Source organism: Halobaculum gomorrense (genome assembly GCF_900129775.1).
GTDB classification, from domain to species: Archaea; Halobacteriota; Halobacteria; order Halobacteriales; family Haloferacaceae; genus Halobaculum; species Halobaculum gomorrense.
Genome location: NZ_FQWV01000004.1, coordinates 239,579 through 256,045 on the forward strand (window position 1 = coordinate 239,579; position 16,467 = coordinate 256,045).

Consider the following 16,467-nt stretch of genomic DNA (forward strand, 5'->3'; position numbering starts at 1 on the left):
AGTCGTCGTTGGTCTTGATGGAACCGGACGTGCTGTTGATCGACGAACCGTCGGCCGGGCTGGCGCCCAACACGGCCGACGAGGTGTTCGACGACGTGCTCGCGGTCAACGAACTCGGGACGGCGATCCTGATGGTCGAACAGAACGCCCGCAAGGGGCTGTCGATCTCCGACTCGGGGTACGTCCTCGATCAGGGCGCCGTCGCGTACGCCGACGAGGTGGACGCGCTGCTCGACAACCCCGAGGTGTCGCGGCTCTATCTCGGCGGGTAGGCGTCGCCGCGCCGTCGGCGTCGCACTGGGCCTTCTGAGGGTCACCGTGGCGCCACATCGCCCAGAGACGTACGGCATCGAAACCCTTAGTGTAGGAACCCGCCAACCCGGGCGCATGCAGAAGCTCATCGTCCACGGCGACCCGGGGCTCCGCAAGGACGGGATCATCGACTACGACGGCGAGGAGATGCGCGTCTTCTCCGTCCAGCGACAGGGTGAGTACCACGGCCCCGAGGAGCCGCAGCTATGGTGCACCATCGGCACCGACGACGAGCGCGAGGACTTCGAGACGAAGACGTACGTCCCCCACTGGCTGGCGGTCGACACGATCGACGCCGAGGCGCTCGACGTGGTCAAGGCGGGCGGCGACCTCAACGTTTGAACGCCACCAGCTACCAGCTACCAGCCACCAGCCCTTTTTACTCGTCCGTCGAAGCGCCGCCGTGCCCTCCGAGAACGAGCTCCGTGTCGCTCTCGTCGGCCGCGATCCGCGCCGGACGCTGTCGGTGTTTGCGGCGGCGCTCGCGCTCGCCCTGCTCGGCTACCTGAGTGCCGCCGGCGCCAACTGGCTCCCCGTACTCTTCGACGACCTTGCCTCGCTCGTCATCGGGGTCGTACTCGTCGTCGGCGGACTCGCGGCGGCCAACGCCCGCTGGAACGACGGGGTCGCCGGTAGCTGGGCGCTCGTGTTCGGCCTCGTCGTCGGCCGAGTCTGGGCTGACTTCGTCCGCCGACCCGTCTTCTCGCCGGATGTGCTCGCTGTTCCACTCGGCTTTGCAGCCCTCGCCGCGTTCGTCGTCGGCACCGTCGGGTACGTGCTCGGCCGGACGCTCGAGAGTGGCCCCCGTGGCGTTGCGTGGCTCGTCGACAGCGACGGACGCCGCGAGTTCCTCGTGGGGACCGCCGAGACGACGTTCCGCTGGCTGGCCGTCGCGGGCGGTCTCCTGCTCGGCGCGGCCGGCGTCGTCGGATCCGTCCCGGAGTCGACGCCGGTGACGGCGACGGTGTCGGTCCCGGAACTGTTCTACCCGCTCGCCCCGATAGACGGCGACCCTGTGGTCGGCGTCGTCGTCGTCCTCGCGTGGACCGGGCTGGCGGCGGCGCCCGCGCTCCGCGGCGGCGGGCTGCTTCTCTCGTGGGCGGTCGTGTTCGCGCCGCTGTTCGGCGGAACGGGACTCGACTACCTGCGCGACGGCATCAGCGGCGGCGGCCCGGCGGTCGACCTCGCGCTCGCGTTCATCGCGGCGTCGGCGTTCGCGGTCGTCCTCGGGACGGTCGGATTCACGGTCGGCCGAAGCCTTCGAGCGGTCCGTCGCAGTCGGTCGGTCACTCCTCGGCCGAGTTGACGGCGCTCGCGGCTGGCAGCTCCGATTCCGTCACACGGAACACCGTCACCGTCGGCGTCGACGCCGCATCGACCACCTCGACGCCGTCGATGGACGCGAAGTCGATCAGCCCGCGGCCCTCGTAGCGCCCGCGCTCGGCGGGGCCGACCCACACGTAGCGCACGTCGTACTCGCGGAGCACCTCGACGGCCCGCGCCCGCGAGGTGTACGCGTCGTCGACGTCGCGAACGCGCGAGAAGTACGCCTCCGGACCGCGGTAGCCGACCTCGTGGTGCCAGCCGGCGACGGTCGGGAGGCCGGTGAGGCTGGCCGCGGGGTTCGCGTTCCACTGGTACATCGTCGGCGAGTGGCCGTATCGGTTCTCCGCACCGGGGTACACGCCGGTCGCGGGCGCCGAGAGGATCACGGGCTGGCCCTCGCGGGCGTCCAGCCAGTCGATGGCGCGCACTTGGCTGGGATGGAACGTCTCGACGAAGTCGGTGCCGTCGAGCGTCGGCTCCTCGGGGTACCCCTCGGTCACGTGCGCCGGGACGGCGAAGGCGGCGTACAGCCCCGTCGACACGAGCAGCGCGGCGACGAACAGCGAGGCGGCTACGTCGCGGGTGCCCGCGCTCGGCCACAGCAGCGAGGCGTCAGGGCGGGGGACCGCCCGCAACATCCCCGTGAGGACGACGCCGGCGGCGGCGGCCCACAGCGGCCACACCTGCGCGTACGTCTTGAACACGGTGTTCATCCGCCCCGGCCCGGCCTGCTCGTTCAGGTAGACGACCTCGACGATCAGCGCCAGCCCCGCGCCGCCGACGATAAGCACCGTCTCGAACCCCGCGCGGTCGGTCCGCAGCGCGACCCACCCCGCGACCACCAAGACGCCGAACACGCCGAGCGCCGGGAGGTCGACCGCGAGTCCGGCGAGCACCAGCGCGGCGCCTCCGGCGACGACCGGCAGCGGCCGCTCGCGGCCGACCGCGCTGAGCAGGCCCGAGACGAACGTCCCGAGGAAGGCGCCGTGGACGATGAGGAGGCCGTTCAGCGACGAGCGCATCTCGACGGGGAGCACCGCGAGCTCGCGCTCGCTCCCGCCGCCGGCGACGGCGACGAGCAGGAACGGGGCGGCGACGGCGACGGCGATTGCTCCGGCGCCGGCCACCAGTACCGCAGCGACGACGGGGCGCGCCAGTTCCGCGGGGAGGCGCGTGTCGGCGTCGTCGGTCAACGGCACGTCGAGGCGCCGCCGCAGCGGCGCGGGCAGCAGCGTCCGCGGCGCCGCCGGCGCCGCCGCGAGCGCGAGCCACGCGAGCCCGAGCACGCTCGGGAAGCTCCAGGTGTCGAGCACGACCTGGAAGCCGCCGACGAGCGGGACGGCGCCGAACAGGAGCAGTCGCCGGCGACGCGTCTCGGAGGCGGGAGTGCGATACAGCGCGAACGCGAGCGCCGCGCCCAGCAGCAGGAACGGCGTCATCGTCATGTGCGCGTGGAGGTCGCCGTTGAGCCAGGCGAACAGCGGGAACTCGTTGATCGTACCGGGGATGATCCGACTCGCGGTCCAGTAGGAGAAGTCGCGAGCGACGATCCCGCTGGGATCGAACCCGAGGAGGCTCGAAACGGTCTCGCGGGCGCCCGGCGGAAGCGCCCGGAGAACCACCCAGCCGGCGGTGTGGAGGTTCGCAGCGAGCCCGACGAAGAACGCCGCCAGCAGGCCCGCGGTCCGGCGGGAGCGTCCCCGGCTCGCGGCGACCGCGCCCGCCAGATCGTAGACGGCGGCGACGAGCATCCCGAAGAAGCCGGCGAGCGCGAGGTTGTAGCCGAAGCGCGCGGGCGTCGCCGTCAGCGTCGTGAACAGCGCCGAAAGCAGGTGGCCGCCGTAGTAGTAGCGGACGGGCTCGCCGGCGAACCACATGTCCTCCGGCGGGAGCGCCCCGGCTCGCAGCAGCGACTTGAGGATGCCGTAATCGAGGAACTTCTCGCCCGCGCTGGGGTCGACGCCGGGGTCGAACGCGCGGATCAGGACGACGAACAGGAACGCGCCCGCGAACACCGCGGCCGTCTCCGCGACGACGCGCCGATCGGGCAGCCTGTCGAGTGCCTCGTCGTCGAGCCTGACGGTCCGGTCGCGAAGCGAATCGCTGTCGAGCAGCGACCCCGCGGCGAGCGCGAGCAGCACGAGCAGGCCGACGGCGAGCGCGATCGGGCCGAACGTCGTGCGGCCGACCCAGAAGGCGACGAGCCCGAGCGTCAGCGACGAAAGCGGAAGGGCGAACCCCACGCCTCTGGTCGCCGACCGGGGGAACAGCCGGGCGGCCAGCGGGACGCCGACGGCGCCGAGCGCGAGGAGGGCGACGAGCCAGCGGACGACGAGACCGTACTCCATCGCTTCCGACGGGTCGCTCGCGGGGTAAGTTCCTTTCCCTCCGTCGCGAGGCGACCGTGTGTCGACCGCCCCCCCGGGACGGCGGCGAGTGACCGTACTCGGCTCCGACCGACACAAACCCCTAAGCGCCGACGGCCCCGATCGCACGTGTGACTCGGCAGGACGCGACCGACGGAGACGACGCGGCGGGTGGAGCGACCGCGGACGGCGACGACGAGAGGGCGTTCGGCGGGAGCCGGCTCCCGATCGTCGGGGGAACCGCACTCGTCGGCGCGGTCGCGGGCAACCTTGTCGTGCAGGTGCTGGTCGCCGGCGGGACGCTTCCCCCCGGCGCCGACGCGACGATGCTCCCCGTGTTCGCGGGGGTCGCCCTCCTCGGGCTGTTCGTGCTCGTCGGGTCGTTCCTCCGGCGGTAGCCGGCCCCGCGCCGCGAGACGCGTTCGTACCGTTTTTATCCGGCGATGCTGAAGTCGTCGGTATGCAGCCGACCGTCGGCGTCGTCGTCCCCGCCTACCACCCGGACCCCGGTCGGCTCCGGACCTACCTCCGCGCGATCCGCGAGACGTTCGACCCCGATGAGCTCCGCGTCGAGCTCGACCTCCCGGAGGGCCGAACGGACGCGGTCGCCGGCTCCGCGGACGGCGAGTCCGCCGGGGCGGCGGCCCCCTTCGACCTCCCCGCCGGGGTGGACTGCCGCGTGGCCCGCCGTCGCCGCGGGAAGGGCGCGGCCGTCACCGCCGGGTTCGAGGCGCTCTCGACGGACGTGTACGCCTTCGCCGACGCCGACGGTGCCACCCCGGCGGCGTCGCTGGCGGACGTGATCGCCCCCGTGTGCGACGGCGGCGCCGACCTCGCGGCGGGGTCGCGGCGCCACCCGGACTCCGTGGTCCGTTCCCACCAGACGTTCGCCCGACGGTTCCTCGGCGACGGGTTCGCGTGGATCGCCCGCCGCCTGCTCGACGCGGAGCTGTACGACTACCAGTGCGGCGCGAAGGCGATCACGGCGACGGCGTGGGAGCGCGTCCGCGATCACCTGTACGAACCGGGGTTCGCGTGGGACATCGAACTCGTCGCCGTCGCGGGAGCCCTGGACTACCGGATCGCGGAGGTACCGATCGCGTGGGAGGACCAGCCCGGATCGACCGTCTCGCCCGTCGGCGACACGCTCGACATGGGTCGCGGACTGTTGGTGGCGCGCCACCGCGCTCGGCTCATCCGCGACGACCGGCTGCACCGGCTGATCGACCGCGAGGAGGGGGTCGCACTGATCGATCGCCCGGACGACCGCGGCGCCGTGAGCGACGGGGGAGACCCGTGAGCGGCGACGCTGACGGCTCGGACGCGACGACGGACAGTCCGGACGCGACGACGGACGGCGGGGCGGCAGCCGGGAGCGACGGGGGGCTCGGTGCGCTCGTCTCCGGCGTCCGGATCGGACAGTTCGTCTCCGTCGGCGTCGCCGGCGCGACGCTCGAGACGGTCATCGTCGCGCTGTTGACCACGCTCGCGGCGGCCGCGCCGCTGGCCGCGAAGGCGGTCGGCGCGGAGGCGTCGATCACCCTGATGTTCCTGTTGAACGACCGCTACACGTTCGGCGACGAGGGCGACGCCGGCGGGGTGGCGCTGCTTCGTCGCTGGGGGAAGTCCCACCTCGTCCGGCTCGGGGGGCTCGCCGTCGCGTTCGCGACGCTATGGCTGCTCACCTCCCACACGGACGTCTCGCTGCTCGTCGCCGGTCGCGATCTCTGGCCGACCGTCGCCAACCTGATCGGCATCGGCGTCGGGCTGACGCTCAACTACGTCGCCGAGAGCCTGTTCACCTGGCGCGTGCTGGAGTGACGCTCCGGCGGCGCCGCGGTGTCCGCGGCCACGTATCGTGGGTGAAACTCCCACACGGCGGCGGGATGTGAAACACAACCCTTACAAGTACAGGTCGAATTGTATCCGGTAGCGGGATGGGATAGCCAGGAGATTCCGCCGGGCTCATAACCCGGAGATCGGTAGTTCAAATCTACCTCCCGCTACTCTCCTCGGCTCCGGATTCAGTCGTTCTCTCCAACCACGTGACCCCGTGAGCGGTGGGCTCGTTCACCCGGTCGTTCGGATCGCGCTCACCGCTAGTTCCCGGTGAAGTCGATCCGGCTGTCGCCGCCGTCGCCCTTGTCGACGCCGCTGGGACCGAGGTGCTCGAAGGCGTACGCCTCGTCGTCGACGTACACGCCGCCGTCGGCGACGGTCATGTCGACGCGCTCCATCACCGATCCCTCGCAGGGGCCGAAGTCGCAGACGCCGGTGTCGAGTTGGAACGTCGCACCGTGCTTTTGACACCACACCTCACCGTTCGTGACGCGCGCCCCGTCGCCCTTGTCGAGGCGCACGTCCGTCCAGTGCTGGCAGTAGTTGCGGTACGCGACGACCGTCCCGTCCGCCAGGCGGGTGCAGAACGCCTCCGCCAGCTCGCCCTCGTCGTCGCGGACGGTGAACAACAGCGTCTCGCCCTCGAGCACGTCGTCGGCGTCGGCGACGCGCGCGGCCTCGTCCATACGACGGGGAAGAGGCGGCGCGTTTGTATGCCTCCCTATTCCGGTGCGGGATCGCCGCGGTCGCGGTCGGCTCCACAATCGTCGTCGTCGGCGTCTCGGCTGATGGCGCCCTCACCGTCGGAGTCCTCGCCGTCGTCGCCACCGCCGACCGCGTAACACTCCGCCTCCACGCGCTCGTCGTACAGCCGCGACAGCAGCGTTGTCACCGGGCCTCCGAGGGACGAGGTCTCTCGTGCCTCCGAACCTACCGATTCGGAGACACCCCCGATCTCGACGCCGTCGTACGTCCCGACCGGGCGGATCTCCCGTATCGAGGAGGCGATGAACGCCTCGTCGGCGCCGCGCACGTCGTCGGGCGTGTACGCGCCCTCCTCGACCGGGAACCCCTCCTCGCGGGCGATGTCGAGCACCTCCGCGCGGGTGACGCCGGGGAGCACCGGCCCGTCGAGGGAGGGGGTGCGGATCGCGTCGTCGGCGACGAAAAAGAGGTTCGCCGTCGCACACTCGGCGACGCGTCCGTCGCCGTCGAGCATGACCGCCTCGTCGGCGCCGGTGACGCGCGTCTCGACGCGGGCGAGGACGTTGTTCAGGTAGTTATGCGTCTTCGCGTCGCTCGGGATCGCCCGGTCGGACACGCGGCGGGTCTTCACCGTCTGGAGCGTCGCCGGCCCTTCCCACGTCGAGGCGCCGCCGCGGTCCTCGCGCCCGCCGCGCGGCAGCGGTTTCACGAGCACGACGACCGTGGGGTCGGTCTCGTCGGCCGCGGGCGGCGCGAAGCCGGGCGTCTCGCCGCGCGTCACCGACAGGCGGACGGACGCGTCGCCGAGGTCGTTCGCCCGAAGCGTGTCGCGAACGCGGGCTTGGAGGTCCAGCGCGGACAGGCCCATCTCGTCGGCGGGCATCCCGAGGGCGTCGAGGCTTCCGAACAGCCGGTCGACGTGGGCGTCCCACCGCCACAGCGTCCCGCCGTACGCCCGGACCGTCTCGAAGGTGGCGTCGCCGTACTGGAAGCCGCGGTCCGTCACCGACACCGCGGCCTCACCCGCAGGGACCAGTTCCCCGTCGACGTGGTAGACGAGGTCGGCGGCGCGGTCTCCGCCTTCGCGATTGTCGCTCATTCGATCGTCCCTCGCTCGCAGCCCCCGAGGAAGTTGCGGATCATCGCCTTCCCGTCCGGGGTGAGGATGCTCTCGGGGTGGAACTGCACGCCGACGTGGGGGCGCTCGGTGTGGCGCACGCCCATCACGACCTCGCGCTCGTCGTCCGTCCAGGCGGTCTCGGCGAGCACCGGGGGGACCGCGTCGTGCTCCACGCACAGCGAGTGGTATCGGCCGACCTCGACGCGCTCGGGCAGGTCGGCGAACACGCCGCGGCTGTCGTGACGCACGTCCGAGGGCTTCCCGTGGACGACCTCCGGTGCGAGCGTGACCGCGGCGCCGTTGGCGGCGCACAGCGCCTGGTGTCCCAGGCAGACGCCGAGCGTCGGGTAGGTCAGCTCCTCGAACACCGGGACGGAGACGCCGGCCTCCGCGGGCGTGCCGGGGCCGGGAGAGACGACGATCCCGTCCGGATCGAGACCGCGGATCTCGTCGACGGTCACGCAGTCGTTGCGCCGGACGAGTACCTCGTCGGCCAGCCCCCCGACGTACTGGACGAGGTTGTACGCGAACGAGTCGTAGTTGTCGACGACGAGCACGCGGGTCACTCGTCGGTCCCCCCGTTCGCTTCCTCGCGCGCTCGCTCCCCCTCCACCGCCATGTCCGCGTCGAGCGCGTCGTCCACGGACCGGACGAGCGCGCGGGCCTTCGCCAGCGTCTCCTCGTACTCGGCCTCTGGGTCGGAGTCGTGGACGATGCCCGCGCCCACCCGGAGGTGGTAGCGGTCGCCCGTGCGAACGAGCGTCCGGATGACGATGTTGGCGACGAGACGACCGTCGAAGCCGGCGGCGACCATCGACCCCGTGTACGGGCCGCGCCGGGTGCCCTCCAGCGCGTCGACGATCGCCATCGTCTTCGGCTTCGGGGCGCCGGTGATGGTGCCGCCGGGGAACACCGCCGCGAGCGTGTCCGCCAGCGAGCGGTCGTCCCGCTCGACGCCCTCGACCAGCGAGACGAGGTGCATCACCTCCGAGTAGCGGTCGACTCGGCGGTACTCCGGCACGGAGACGCTACCGTACTCGCTGACCTTTCCGAGGTCGTTGCGCTCCAAGTCGACGAGCATCGCGTGCTCGGCGCGTTCCTTCTCGTCGCCGGTGAGTTCGGCCTCCAGCGTGGCGTCCGCATCCGGGTCGCCGCCGCGGGGTCGGGTGCCGGCGATGGGCTCTGTTTCGAGCCGGGCCCCCGGGTCGCCCTCGCCGTCGCGGCCCGCTTCCCCGTTCGCGTCGCCGCCGCCCTCGTCGGCCGCCCCCGTGGGTTCGCGCCGGAGCAGCAGTTCGGGGCTCGCGCTCACGAGGTCGACGCCGGGAAACTCCACCAGTCCAGAGTACGGCGCGGGGTTGCGCGCCCGCAGCGCCGCGTAGGCGGTGACGGGATGGACCGCCGCCGGCGCCGCGAGGCGCTGGCTCACGTTCGCCTGGAAGGTGTCGCCCGCGCGGATCGACTCCTCGATGCGGCGGACGCGCTCGGCGTACGCCTCGCGGCCGCAGTCGCTCTCGAACGTCGCCGTCGCCGTGCCGGCGTCGTCGGCGCCGTCGGGCCCCACGGCGTCGCCGGCGGCGGGCGCGGGACCGACGGCGGGGTCGCCGTCGCGCACCTGGTCGATCAGATCGCCGGCGGCGGCCAGCCCGGCGTCGTAGGCGGCGTCGGCGTTCGGGTGGTCCACCACGCGCGGGCACGCTGTGATCCGCAGCGTCGTGGGCCCCTCGCCGCTCTCGGGGTCCCCTCGGGGTTCCTCCCACGACGCGAGGGTCGCGTAGACGGCCGCCTGGAGCCGCGGCAGCCCGCGGTCGTCGACCGCGCCGTCGTCGGGGAACGACTCCAGTTCGCGGGCCACGTCGTACGACAGCCAGCCGAAGGCGCCGCACGGGTACGGCACGTCACAGTCGCCGCGGACGAGCGTGCCCGTCTCCAGCAGCCCCTCCAGCGCCGACAGCGTCGGTGACGGGGCAGCGTAGTCGCCGTGGCCCGGGTGCTCGGGGTCGCAGACGACCGCCTCGGGACCGACCGTCAGCGTCTCCGCGGGGTCGACGCCGAAGTAGCCCCAGCCGGATTGGCCGCTGGTGGTCTCGTAGAACACCCCGGGGCGCTCGTCGCGGCGGGCGCGGCGGTAGGCGTCGAAGGGATCGTCGACCGCGATCCGGCGCTCGACGGGGATCCGGGCGTCAGCGGGCGCGTCGGCCGCGAGGCGTCGAAACCGCTCGCGATCGGTGACCGTTTCCATGCGTGGTCGTGTCGCGGCAGCGAAAAAGCGGGTTCGGTTCTGAGTAAACTCCCCCGCCCTACTCGCTCCCTCCCGCCTTGCGGCGGTCGGTCACTCCTTGAGGAGGGGGCTTTACCGAAACGAGATTGTGCCCCGCGACCCCATGCTTGGACGCGGCCCGGCTTCCTCTTACCGTCCTTGCCTCGGCGTGGGCGCGATTTGATACGCCTCCCACTCAGACCGAGGTCGGGATTGTCCCGCCGATTTAATTCCCGGTGTTCTCACGATCTACCCTCAAGTGAGGGGCAGGAGTTGAACCCGCTCGCGGTCGTCGTTCCCGAGTATAGGACGCGATACGCTCGCGCCACAGGGGCCAGTTCACGAGTGGTCCCTATCGTCCCCGACTTGTGCGAGGACGACAGTAGCAGAGGGTGCATCGCGGGCCGCATTAAGCGTGTACGAACGCGCTTCCTCTCCGCCCTACCGCTCGCTTCCCTCGCGTTTGAGGACGGAGGCTCCGCGCTACCGCGTGCTGAGCGGCTCGTCCGGACCGTCCGGCTCGCTACGCGTCGAAGTCGGCCGCGCGGTCGATCCATCGCCCGACGCGCTTCTCGGAGACGCTCGTCTGCTCTGCGACCGCCTCGGCGTCGGCGGTCACGAGATCCGCGACCGTCTCGATCCCGATCTCCGCGAGGCGCTCGGCGTACGCGGGACCGATCCCCTTGATCTGGTCGACCGGGACATCGGCGCCGCCGGCGTCCTCGGACTCACCGTCGGCTGCACCATCGTCGTCGACGCTGTCTTCGTCTCCCTCCGGCTCGTCGGCGTCCGGCTCCACCTCGTCGGCATCTGGCTCCACCTCGTCGATGTCGGTCGTAACATCCTCTGACTCGGGGCCGGCGGCCTCAGCGGGTTCGGCTTTCGCGGCCGCCTTGTCGGTCGCTTCGGCTTCGTCGACCAGCGACTCCGTGGAGGCGGTGGCGTCCGTTTCGGCGGCGGCGGGCTCCGATTCGCCGTCGGCAGCCTCACTCGCCTCCACGGTTTCGTCGGTTTCGTCGGTTTCGCCCGCGGCTTCGTCGGCTACCGTCTCCGTGCCCGGGCTCGCGGCGGCTTCCGCGGGTTCGGCGGCGCCATCGTCGCCGGCGTCGACGGTCGATCCGGTGGAGGCGGCGGCGTCCGTTTCCGCGGCCGCCGCGTCACCGTCGTCGCTGACTTCGTCGGTCCCCTTGACGGCGTCTTCTGTTCCCGTCTCGGGGTCCGGGTCGTCGCGCTCGCGCTCGACCGTCACTGATGTCTCTGCGGTGGGCTCGTCCGACTGATCGCGTCCGATGCCCAGCAGGCGCTTGATCTGCTGAAGAAGTCCCATTTGACGAACCCACGCCGCCGCTTTTTAAAAATCCAGCGCCGATCGGCGAGAAAACACCGGGCAGGAGCGGCGACGCTTCGGTGGCTCATCGCCGGTCGCGGGGAGTACACCGCGGACGCGGGGCTACGCCAACTCCGCGCGGAGCGCGTCGTTCATCGCGTCGACCGGGGCGTCCTCGCCGGTCCAGCGTTCGAACGCCTCGACGCCCTGATACAGCAGCATCCACGCGCCGTCGATCGTCGTCGCGCCCGCGGCGCCGGCATCCCGCAGGAGCCGCGTCTCCAGCGGGGCGTACACCGCATCCAGTACCGCCAGCCCCTCGTGCAGGTACTCGGCGGGAACGGGCGTCTCGTCCGACTCCATCCCGACGGTCGTCGCGTTCACCAGGATATCGGCGGCCGGCACGTGCTCGGCGAGCGAGCCCAGCCCGCCCGCGGAGACGGCCGTCGGCGTGTCCAGGTCGTCGGAGACCGACGCGCGGACCGCCGAGGCGAGCGCCTTCGCGCGCTCGGCGGTGCGGTTGGCAATGTGCAGCGACACCGACGCCTCCGCGAGCGCGAACGCCGCGGCCCGCCCGGCGCCGCCCGCGCCGACGACGACGGCGGCGGCGCCCTCGCGCTCGACCCCGTGGTGGTCGAACGACCGGCGGACGCCAGCCACGTCGGTGTTGTACCCGCGCGGCACGTCGCCGGCGAAGTCGATCGTGTTCACGGCGCCCACCTCCGCGGCCAACTCGTCCGGCTCCACCGCCTCCAGCACGTCCCGCTTGAACGGGACCGTGACGTTCAGGCCGGCGACCCCGAGAGTCGCCGCGGCGTCGACGGCGGCCGCGCCGTCTTCGGCGTCCGGTTCGAAGGTGACGTAGCGGGCGTCCAATCCGAGCGCGTCGTACGCCGCCTCGTGCATCGGCGGCGACAGCGAGTGCCCGACCGGGTTCCCGACGAGTCCGTACACGTCCATGGATCCGCGTGCGGTGTCCGACGGCTTAAACATCGGCGTGCGGCGCCGACGCGCGGCAGTGACTGGATCGGCCGCACTCAGAAATCAACGTTGATACCCGGGTCGCGTGATTCAACACATGCGATCGAATCTGCCCGAACAATGCTGTTTCAACTGCTTGATGTACTCATCTCCGAGCACGGGCTCTTCTTGATCCTCGGCGTGATGCTGTTGTACCTCGGCGCCGAATCGCTGGTGAAGGGGGCCGCGGGCCTCGCGCTCGGCGTCGGGCTCCACGCGGCACTCGTCGGCGTCACTGTCGTCGCGTTCGCGACGACTGCTCCCGAGCTGTTCGTCGGCGTGGTCGCGGGGATCGAGGGAGAAGCCAGCATGGGTCTCGGTACGATCCTCGGGTCGAACATCGCAAACATCGGGCTCGTGTTGGGCGTCTCCGCGCTGATCCGTCCGTTGTCGGTGTCGCGCGACATGACCCACCGACACCTGCCGTTCATGGCGCTCGCTGCGGCGCTGTTGATCGGGTTCGGGCTCGACGGCGTGATCCGTCGGCCCGAGGGCGCCGTGTTCCTCGTCGTGCTCGCGGCGTTCACCTACGTGCTGTACCGAGGGACGGCAGACGAGGCTGCTGCAGTCGGCGAGGACGGAACCGTCGCCGACGGCGGCGCGGTCGTCGAGGACGTACCGGAGGTCGCTCCCGACGCCGGCCTCGGCGCGACGCTTCGACAGATCGCGTACGTCGCCGTCGGCCTTGCGCTGCTCCTGTTCGGCTCTCGATGGCTGATCACTCACTCCAAGTCGATGCTGTTTCAGATCGGGTTCTCCCGGCGGCTGGTCGGGCTGACGGTGATCGCTTTCGGCACGTCGCTCCCGGAGTTTGCGGCCTCGGTCGTCGCCGCGGTCCGTGGGCAGGCCGACTTCTCGGTCGGGAACGTCGTCGGGTCGAACATCTACAACGTGCTCGCGGTGCTGGGCGTGCTCGCGATACTCGTTCCCGTGTTCGTCTCCCCCGGGGTCGTCTCCTTCGACCTGCCCGCGCTCGCGGTGTTCACCGGCGCGGCGGCCGTCGTGATGATCCGGGGCGGCGACGAGATCGGACGACTCGACGGGCTCACGCTCGTCGGGGGGTACCTCGTGTTCTTCTATCTCCTGTTGCCGTAGCGGGGCGGGTCGATCCGAACCCGGCTCTCGGTTCCGGTCGGCTCCTATCTACTGATCCGTATGTGATCACGGCTCGATGGAGCCGTTCGCGGCGACTCCAAAGCACAAGAGTAAGGGTCACTACCGCGCTCGGTCCCGGTAATGAGTTCACGGCTTCGCAGTCCGCTCGTCGCGCTGTTCGGCGGGGTGGGGTTGACGCTCCCGTGGATCGTGTCGTGGGTGACGGGGTTCAGAGCCGGATTCTCCACGCTCGAGACCGTCGCCGTCAGCGGCGTCGCGGTGCTGGGTGCGTCGTTCCTGCTCGCGTGGGGCGCCGAAACGGCGGAGAAAGACGTCCCGCGCGCGTTCGCCATCGCCGTACTGGCGGTGCTTGCGGTGGCGCCTGAGTACGCCGTCGACGCGCTGTACGCCTGGCAGGCGGGCCAGGGCGACGCGCAGGCGGCCAACCTCGCGGTCGCGAACATGACCGGCGCGAACCGCATCCTCATCGGCATCGGCTGGTCGGGCATCGCGCTGTTCTCCATCTACCAGGCGTACACCGGCGGGCAGGACCCAAGCGTCGTCACGAACGACAGCCTCCTCGGCGACTACGTCTCGCTCGACCGCGACATCGCCCTCGAGGTGGCGTTCCTGTTCGTCGCGACCGTCTACGCGTTCTTCGTCCCGCTGGGGGGCGGCATCGGCGGCATCGACACGCTCGTGCTCGTCGGGCTGTACGCCGCGTACATTCTCGTGATCGTCCGCGGCGACGTCGAGGAGATCGAAGAGCAGGTCGGCGTGCCCGCGTACCTCCAGTCGAAGCCGTTTCCGGTCCGCGCGACCTCGGTGCTCGCGCTGTTCGCCTACTCCGGGCTCCTCATATTCACGGCGGTCGAGCCGTTCGCCCACGGGCTGGAGCAGCTCGGCGTCCAATACGGCATCCCCAAGTTCTTCATGATCCAGTGGATCGCGCCGCTGGCCTCCGAGAGCCCGGAGCTCATCGTCACCGCCTACCTCGTGAACAAGGCGCGCGCGACGGCGGCGTTCAACGCGCTCATCTCCTCGAAGCTGAACCAGTGGACGCTGCTCATCGGGACGCTCGCGGTCGTGTACAGCATCTCGCTGGGGGAGTACGGCGTGCTCATGTTCGACACGAAGCAGGCCGCCGAGATCTGGATCACCGCCGCACAGAGCTTCTTCGCGCTGGCGGTGCTGATCAACTTCAAAATCTCCGTCCGCGAGGCGCTGCTGTTGCTCGTGTTGTTCCTCTCGCAGGTGATCGCGGAGTTCTACTTCATCCGGACGATGTCGGAGGCGGCTGCGGAGGCGAACTCCATCCTCCTGTTGCACGCGTTCACCGTGCTGTACGTCGTGTTGACGATCGCGCTGCTTGCGGTCCGCCGGGACGCGATCCGCGAGGTCGCCTCGCTGACGCAGTCGACCGTCAGTGACGCGGTCGGCGGCGACGAACAGCCCGCGGACTGACGCGGGTCCCCCGAGGCGGCGTCTCGGTCGCGTCGGATCCCCGATCTGCCGATTCCGAAACCGACGCGTATTCACCCGTCACCGCATTACCGACCGCCAGTGATCGGTATCGTCGTCTCCCGGGCGGATCGCGCCTCGACCCACATCGGCGAACGCCTGCTCGAACGCGCGGAGTGGACCGAGCGAACGGACGACGCCCGCGCCGACGCGGACGGCGGCGGGACGTACCACACGCTCGACGCCTCCGACGCTCCTGCCGTCCCCATCGTCGACGACGCGGGGGAGCCCGCCGGCGACGCGCCCACACGGTTCGAGCTGCGCAGCTTCGCCGACCTGCACATCCACCTCGACGACCCGACCCCGGCGTTTTCGGAGGACCCAGCCTACCTCGTGTTCGTCTCGCGCCACTCGGGCGACACCGGGCCGCTCTTGACGTGTCACTTCACGGGGAACTTCGGCGACGCGGAGTACGGCGGCGAGCCGGGGTCGTTCGCGCCCGCGTGTCCCGGCGTCCAGCGGGCGCTCGTCGCCGGCTTCGACGACCACGCGCCCGACGGGTACGGCGTCGCCATCGAGGGGACGCACCACGGCCCGACCGACCTCGCGACGCCCGCGGTGTTCGCCGAACTCGGCAGCGACGACGAGCAGTGGGACGACCCCGACGGCGCCGACGCGGTCGCCCGCGCGGTGCTGGCGCTCCCCGCCCGCGGCGCGACCGTCGCGGTCGGCGATCCCGACCGCCCGCGTCACGTCGTCGGCTTCGGCGGCGGCCACTACGCCCCCCGGTTCGAGCGGGTGATCCGCGAGACCGCCTGGGGCGTCGGCCACATCGCGGCCGACTGGCAGGTGGCGGAGCTCGGACACCCCGAGGAGCGCCCCGACGTGCTCGACGCCGCGATCCGCGCCAGCGACGCCGACTTCGCGCTCATCGAGGGGGAGTACTCCGTGCTCCGCGAGGCGCTCGCCGACCGCGACGTGCGGGTCGTCGGGGAGTCGTGGGTCCGCGCGGTCGACGACCGGCCGCTCGACCTCGTCGACGCGCTGGAGGCCGACCTCCGCCCGGTCGACGACGGCCTCCGCTTCGGCGAACGGACCGACTACGTCGGCGCGGCCGGCAGCGATCCTGGGGGAGATACTCACGACGCCTACCGCGTCGTCGACCTCCCGGGCGACCTGCTCGCGGAGGCACAGGGGATCGACCCCGACGCCGCCCGCGCGGCCGTCGAGCGCCACGCCGTCGCCTTCGAGACCGAGCAGGCGGGCACGCGCGCCGCCGGGCGAGCCGCGCTCCCGGCGAGTCCGCGCGAGTCGACGCGGACGCCCGACGGCGACGCGGAAGCCGACTCCGGCCCGTACGACGCGCTCGTCGACGACCTCGCGGCGGTGCTCGCGGGGAAGTACGACGAGGTCGTCCGTGAGGGCGACGCGGTCCGCGCCCGGGTCGAGTCGTTCGACCCGCAGCGGGCGGCGACGCTGGGCATCCCCGAGGGGCCGAAGTTTGGCGCGCTCTCGGCGGGCGAACCGGTCGAGGTCGACGGCGAGACGATCCGGCCGGAGACGGTCTCCCGCGAGCGTGAGAAGGTGTTCGCTGTCTGACGGAGGCAAGACGCGAGGGGAAGGATAATAACTCTCCGTC

Annotated in this window: 15 protein-coding genes, 1 tRNA gene and 1 pseudogene; 10 read left to right on the plus strand and 7 right to left on the minus strand. The window is 71.4% G+C overall.

Translation table 11 applies throughout. The features are described 5' to 3' along the window. Positions 1 to 14 precede the first annotated feature (14 nt). The 3 genes and pseudogenes from BUE16_RS09550 to BUE16_RS09560 all read left to right on the plus strand — a co-directional run. Positions 15 to 272, plus strand: a pseudogene (locus BUE16_RS09550) (ABC transporter ATP-binding protein); the annotation flags it as partial. Between the two features lie 115 nt (positions 273 to 387). Beyond that, a complete protein-coding gene (locus BUE16_RS09555) occupies positions 388 to 654 on the plus strand; it encodes an HAH_0734 family protein (RefSeq protein ID WP_073308999.1) in 267 nt (88 codons plus the stop codon). Positions 655 to 715: 61 nt separating this feature from the next. Beyond that, positions 716 to 1,618: a hypothetical protein gene (locus tag BUE16_RS09560; protein ID WP_073309001.1), complete on the plus strand. Its 903-nt coding sequence runs from the start codon at positions 716 to 718 to the stop codon at positions 1,616 to 1,618. Here BUE16_RS09560 and BUE16_RS09565 read toward each other — a convergent pair. Then, positions 1,599 to 3,986, minus strand: a complete 2,388-nt coding sequence (locus tag BUE16_RS09565; protein ID WP_073309003.1) for a DUF2298 domain-containing protein — start codon at positions 3,984 to 3,986, stop codon at positions 1,599 to 1,601. The genes BUE16_RS09560 and BUE16_RS09565 overlap by 20 nt on opposite strands. Positions 3,987 to 4,135: 149 nt before the next feature. On the opposite strand from BUE16_RS09565, the gene BUE16_RS09570 reads away from it, so the two are divergent. From BUE16_RS09570 to BUE16_RS09585, 4 genes are all read left to right on the plus strand, one after another. Beyond that, entirely contained in the window at positions 4,136 to 4,402 is a 267-nt protein-coding gene (locus tag BUE16_RS09570; protein ID WP_073309005.1) for a hypothetical protein, read from the plus strand. A 62-nt stretch (positions 4,403 to 4,464) separates the two neighbouring features. Next, complete coding sequence (locus BUE16_RS09575; protein ID WP_073309007.1) at positions 4,465 to 5,304, plus strand: glycosyltransferase; 840 nt, start codon at positions 4,465 to 4,467, stop codon at positions 5,302 to 5,304. Then, positions 5,301 to 5,825 (plus strand): GtrA family protein, encoded by a 525-nt coding sequence (locus BUE16_RS09580; protein ID WP_079991586.1) that lies wholly within the window; start codon positions 5,301 to 5,303, stop codon positions 5,823 to 5,825. Before BUE16_RS09575 ends, BUE16_RS09580 begins: the two co-directional genes overlap by 4 nt. 110 nt (positions 5,826 to 5,935) lie before the next feature. Continuing rightward, positions 5,936 to 6,010, plus strand: a tRNA-Met gene (locus BUE16_RS09585). 93 nt (positions 6,011 to 6,103) lie between these two features. On the opposite strand, the gene BUE16_RS09590 is transcribed toward BUE16_RS09585, so the two are convergent. The 6 genes from BUE16_RS09590 to BUE16_RS09615 all read right to left on the minus strand — a co-directional run bounded on the left by BUE16_RS09590 (position 6,104) and on the right by BUE16_RS09615 (position 12,212). Beyond that, complete coding sequence (locus BUE16_RS09590) at positions 6,104 to 6,529, minus strand: Rieske (2Fe-2S) protein (protein ID WP_073309009.1); 426 nt, start codon at positions 6,527 to 6,529, stop codon at positions 6,104 to 6,106. A gap of 35 nt (positions 6,530 to 6,564) precedes the next feature. Next, positions 6,565 to 7,647: an aminotransferase class IV gene (locus tag BUE16_RS09595; protein WP_073309011.1), complete on the minus strand. Its 1,083-nt coding sequence runs from the start codon at positions 7,645 to 7,647 to the stop codon at positions 6,565 to 6,567. After that, complete coding sequence (locus tag BUE16_RS09600) at positions 7,644 to 8,234, minus strand: anthranilate synthase component II (protein WP_073309013.1); 591 nt, start codon at positions 8,232 to 8,234, stop codon at positions 7,644 to 7,646. Before BUE16_RS09600 ends, BUE16_RS09595 begins: the two co-directional genes overlap by 4 nt. Further along, entirely contained in the window at positions 8,231 to 9,907 is a 1,677-nt protein-coding gene (locus BUE16_RS09605; RefSeq protein WP_073309016.1) for an anthranilate synthase component I family protein, read from the minus strand. Before BUE16_RS09605 ends, BUE16_RS09600 begins: the two co-directional genes overlap by 4 nt. A gap of 541 nt (positions 9,908 to 10,448) precedes the next feature. Next, the gene (locus BUE16_RS09610; protein ID WP_073309018.1) at positions 10,449 to 11,252 is read right to left on the minus strand and encodes a helix-hairpin-helix domain-containing protein; all 804 of its coding nucleotides are present in this window, start codon (positions 11,250 to 11,252) and stop codon (positions 10,449 to 10,451) included. A gap of 123 nt (positions 11,253 to 11,375) precedes the next feature. Beyond that, positions 11,376 to 12,212 carry a shikimate dehydrogenase gene (locus BUE16_RS09615; RefSeq protein WP_073309020.1) on the minus strand — a complete coding sequence of 279 codons (837 nt, stop codon included), beginning with the start codon at positions 12,210 to 12,212 and terminating at the stop codon, positions 11,376 to 11,378. A 141-nt stretch (positions 12,213 to 12,353) separates the two neighbouring features. On the opposite strand from BUE16_RS09615, the gene BUE16_RS09620 reads away from it, so the two are divergent. The 3 genes from BUE16_RS09620 to BUE16_RS09630 all read left to right on the plus strand — a co-directional run bounded on the left by BUE16_RS09620 (position 12,354) and on the right by BUE16_RS09630 (position 16,427). Next, positions 12,354 to 13,367, plus strand: a complete 1,014-nt coding sequence (locus tag BUE16_RS09620; RefSeq protein ID WP_073309022.1) for a calcium/sodium antiporter — start codon at positions 12,354 to 12,356, stop codon at positions 13,365 to 13,367. 141 nt (positions 13,368 to 13,508) lie between these two features. Continuing rightward, positions 13,509 to 14,831 carry a sodium:calcium antiporter gene (locus tag BUE16_RS09625; protein ID WP_073309024.1) on the plus strand — a complete coding sequence of 441 codons (1,323 nt, stop codon included), beginning with the start codon at positions 13,509 to 13,511 and terminating at the stop codon, positions 14,829 to 14,831. Positions 14,832 to 14,930: 99 nt separating this feature from the next. Next, entirely contained in the window at positions 14,931 to 16,427 is a 1,497-nt protein-coding gene (locus BUE16_RS09630) for a D-aminoacyl-tRNA deacylase (RefSeq protein ID WP_073309026.1), read from the plus strand. Positions 16,428 to 16,467 lie beyond the last annotated feature (40 nt).